The organism is Christiangramia sp. (genome assembly GCF_029937855.1).
Taxonomy (GTDB): Bacteria; Bacteroidota; Bacteroidia; order Flavobacteriales; family Flavobacteriaceae; genus Christiangramia.
On sequence record NZ_JAPYPC010000066.1, the window covers coordinates 1 to 3,424 of the forward strand.

Annotated in this window: 4 protein-coding genes and 1 pseudogene; all 5 read right to left on the minus strand. The window is 37.7% G+C overall.

What is annotated here, in order from left to right; genetic code table 11:
• Positions 1 to 421, minus strand: a pseudogene (locus Q1K34_RS17830) (vitamin K epoxide reductase); the annotation flags it as partial.
• A gap of 253 nt (positions 422 to 674) precedes the next feature.
• Entirely contained in the window at positions 675 to 995 is a 321-nt protein-coding gene (locus Q1K34_RS17835; RefSeq protein WP_300442061.1) for a four-helix bundle copper-binding protein, read from the minus strand.
• Positions 996 to 1,128: 133 nt separating this feature from the next.
• On the minus strand, positions 1,129 to 2,124 hold the full coding sequence (locus Q1K34_RS17840) for a potassium channel family protein (RefSeq protein ID WP_300442064.1): 996 nt from the start codon (positions 2,122 to 2,124) through the stop codon (positions 1,129 to 1,131).
• 70 nt (positions 2,125 to 2,194) lie between these two features.
• The gene (locus tag Q1K34_RS17845) at positions 2,195 to 2,761 is read right to left on the minus strand and encodes an AraC family transcriptional regulator (protein WP_300442067.1); all 567 of its coding nucleotides are present in this window, start codon (positions 2,759 to 2,761) and stop codon (positions 2,195 to 2,197) included.
• A 53-nt stretch (positions 2,762 to 2,814) separates the two neighbouring features.
• Positions 2,815 to 3,387: a DUF3347 domain-containing protein gene (locus tag Q1K34_RS17850; RefSeq protein WP_300442069.1), complete on the minus strand. Its 573-nt coding sequence runs from the start codon at positions 3,385 to 3,387 to the stop codon at positions 2,815 to 2,817.
• Positions 3,388 to 3,424: the final 37 nt, after the last annotated feature.

Here is a 3,424-nt window from a genome sequence, read left to right on the forward strand (position 1 = left end):
GAATGGTCAATGCAATAACCATTACCCCTACCATGGTATCATTATTATAAATATAAGCATTAGGTGCCCAGAATATTACCGGCGCAAAGTTCAGCCAAATCCCGATGAAACAGGCGATCCAAAGACTTATGGGCCGGTTGGGCGTTAAAGAACGCCATCCAAAGAACATGAGCAGTAATCCGCTGAGTATATCGCTCCACTGCATGATCTGAACCCTCATTGCGTCACTGAGCCAGATAGATCTTCCACCGGATGGCTGCACTATATCTTTTCCATAATCAAAAGAAAAAGGGGAAACTACTAACCATGCTCCCAGGAGAATAAGCAGCCAGTATATCCAAAGGGTCTGCTTGTGGTGCATGTGCAGCATTTTCATTCTGTCCATCCCCTGATCCGCGTCATCGTCCTTTCCTTGCTTCATTTTTTTCTCTGCCATGGGGCGGGTGACTCCCCGACTACCCATTCCAGGTGTTTCGGCCTTTTTTTGGTGGTTTTGTTCTGCCATGTTGATTATGATTATATTTTGTAATAGGTATAAGACTCAATTTCTTTTTTTTTGAAGATTGGATTCATCAGAATAAAGAATGAACCGGAATAATAAAAAACCCCACAAAATTTCCCGAGAAATTAATTCTCTATTGAAAATTTAATGGGGTCTTAACTATAAATTGATTTTATGCCAAAAACTCTTCGCAGGCGCGTTCACATTCTTCACAGGCTTTAGCACAATCCTTACAATGCTGTGTTTCATGCTTGTTACATTCATCTGCACATTTTCTACACGTTTCTTTGCAGTATTTCACAAGACCAGTAACCTCAGCCCCTTCTACTGCTAGAATTTGGTTTAAAGCAGCACAGGCTTCAGCACAAATTCGGTCCAGCCTGATGCACTCTACCATTTTTTTAACATCGTCTTCTCCAAGGCAGGCGTCTGCACAATAATTACAATGGTTAATACAATTTCCCAATGCGGTAATTAATTTCTCATTTCTCATAACTAATTGATTTTAATGGTTATAACATAAAGTTAGAAATGAGTTGAGGAAGCTACTTATAAAATTGTGCTAAGAAGTTTCAGTTTTAAAGTTTTTTAACCTGAAATAAAAAAAATTAGGATTTTATAAAGAACTAAACTAACTCCCACGTCCATCCGTCCTGCTGCACAAGAGTTTGAAAAATTCTTCGTGTCTTTTTTAGCTCTCCGGTAACCGAGATCTCTTTCCGGTTTTCTAAAAGCAACCCCTGCTCCCTGAGTGTGTCTGTTCTAGCTAACGGAGGAGTTTCTTCTAAAACGTTTAAATGTGTTACCTCCAAAATCACTTCAGTATAATTTTGTATAGCCACCTCCAAAGGCTTAAGCTTTATTAAATCTGGTCTTATTTCTTCAGAAATTTCATATTTAAGTAGATAGAGCGCCTCATGTAATCTGGCCAGCTGGAGAATCACAGCATTCTTTTCTTTCCAGTTATGAAAGTAATGGATGACAGGATATGCACGGTGATTCTGGCTGTGTTGAACCAGGGACTCAGACAAATCTTCAATCATATCTGTAAACTGAGCAAAATCTTTCCCATTCCAGGAATTAATAAGAATCTCTTCAGGACTATTTCCCAGGTTACTTAACCGGATGCCCAGCTTGCGCTGCTCTATAACCGCAGATAAGAGAGGGATGAAGTAAGTAACGGACATAGTTAAAAGAATTAATCCGGTAAATGAATAGACAGCAGAAAGGATTCTCCAGGTGTTAGAAGAAGCAATATAATCACCTACTCCCAAGGTTGAAATAGTAAAACCGGCATAATAAATTTTTTCTATAAGACCTGCTGAAATTCTCGTGGTGCTATTTAGAATACTACCTTCAGATGAAGACAACAGCAATACAAAACTCAGCCAAAGCAAGAGAACCCAAATTAACAGGATAGAAATCAACAGTAGATAACCCGCGTGGGATAATATTTTCTTTCGGCCGTCATTTCCAGTTGCTTTACGAAATAAGTCCCAGAACTTATGTGAATACCTACTGGTAATCCAGCCTCCTCCCTGCATGGATAAGGTTGTTTGAACAATATCCAGGGCTGTAAAAAAATAAATTAGAACCCCTCCAATAATTAGTAGTATTTCCATAATGATCAAAGTATTATCCTAAATATTTACTCGGCCGTTAGGTGTGATTCCCGTTACCAAACCCGTCAAATTATACAGAATCGAGATTTTTCCTGTCCTTTACCTGAAGATTTTTATATTCTGAAGGAGTAAATCCGGTAGATTTTTTAAACGACGTAGATAAATAGGCTGGAGTAGAATATCCCAGAGAATCGGCGATCATGGCAATAGACCAGTCGTCGTAATGCAATAATTCCTTCACTCTTTCAATTCGGATAGCATTATAAAATTTCTGAATACTATGCCCCTCTATTTCAGTAAACAAATGGGTAATATGACTATAATCGTAATTTAATTTTTTGGTAAGGAGAGCAGATAGTTTATCCCTGGAAGGATCATCTGAATAGATCTCATCTATTATCAACGATTTAATTGTGTTTATAATTTTTTCATTTCGATCCTGAATGATCTCGAAACCCACTTTTTCAAATTCCTTCTGAACCTGATTTCTCTGTATACTCCCAAGCTCCTCGTGTAAAATTACTTCTCCAAGTTTAACTTGCAGATAAGAGATATTAAGCTTCTGCAGAATTTCTTCTACCGTCATAATACACCTTTGACAGACCACATTTTTAATATGAATTCTGATTTCTTTCATCTGCAATTAAGACCTGCAAGGTTTTAAAAACCTTGCAGGTACATTTTTTAAATTTACATGATAGTTTCCTCTACTCTTCCACACTTCAGCATTTTATCTCCAAAATATGGGTTTCGTATCTCTTCAGAAGTTGAATACCAGTAATCTCCTTTTCCTTCGAAAGCCATCGGACAAAACTGCTTATAGATCTTACCTGAAGAAATTGCTTTTTTAAGCACAGGATCCATAGCAGTCGTTAATTCTGAAAATATCTTTCTTTGTTCATTTACATCCTCTGTTTCAACCAGTCTACCTGCTATTTCAGCAATTTCAGGATGAGATTCATTTAAGGTATTCTGTAAATTTCCTGCTGACTTTCTGCTCGCAGCAGCATCTGTTCTAACCAAAGCATCTTTCACCGCCAGATATTCATCAAAAGCCTGTTTTACTTTTTGGTTCTCAAATTCTGCTTCCGCAGCTTGAAGGCCGCTGTTTTCTTTACCTTCATCACTCATATCCTCACCACTATGCATCTGGTGCTCGGGAGCCGTTTCATCCTTATCTTCATTTTGGTCTTTACAGGAAACCATACTCAAACTTCCCAATACCATACTAAGCGCTATTATACTTCTAAGTGTCTTTTTCATTTTTATAATTATTAAAATTTGTTACTATTTGTTCGTT

Bases quoted from the DNA above. Each gene is read 5' to 3' on its own strand.
- Q1K34_RS17840 (WP_300442064.1), bottom strand. From the start codon at position 2,124: ATGGAAATACTACTAATTATTGGAGGGGTTCTAATTTATTTTTTTACA.
- Q1K34_RS17845 (WP_300442067.1), bottom strand. From the start codon at position 2,761: ATGAAAGAAATCAGAATTCATATTAAAAATGTGGTCTGTCAAAGGTGT.
- Q1K34_RS17850 (WP_300442069.1), bottom strand. From the start codon at position 3,387: ATGAAAAAGACACTTAGAAGTATAATAGCGCTTAGTATGGTATTGGGA.
- Q1K34_RS17835 (WP_300442061.1), bottom strand. From the start codon at position 995: ATGAGAAATGAGAAATTAATTACCGCATTGGGAAATTGTATTAACCAT.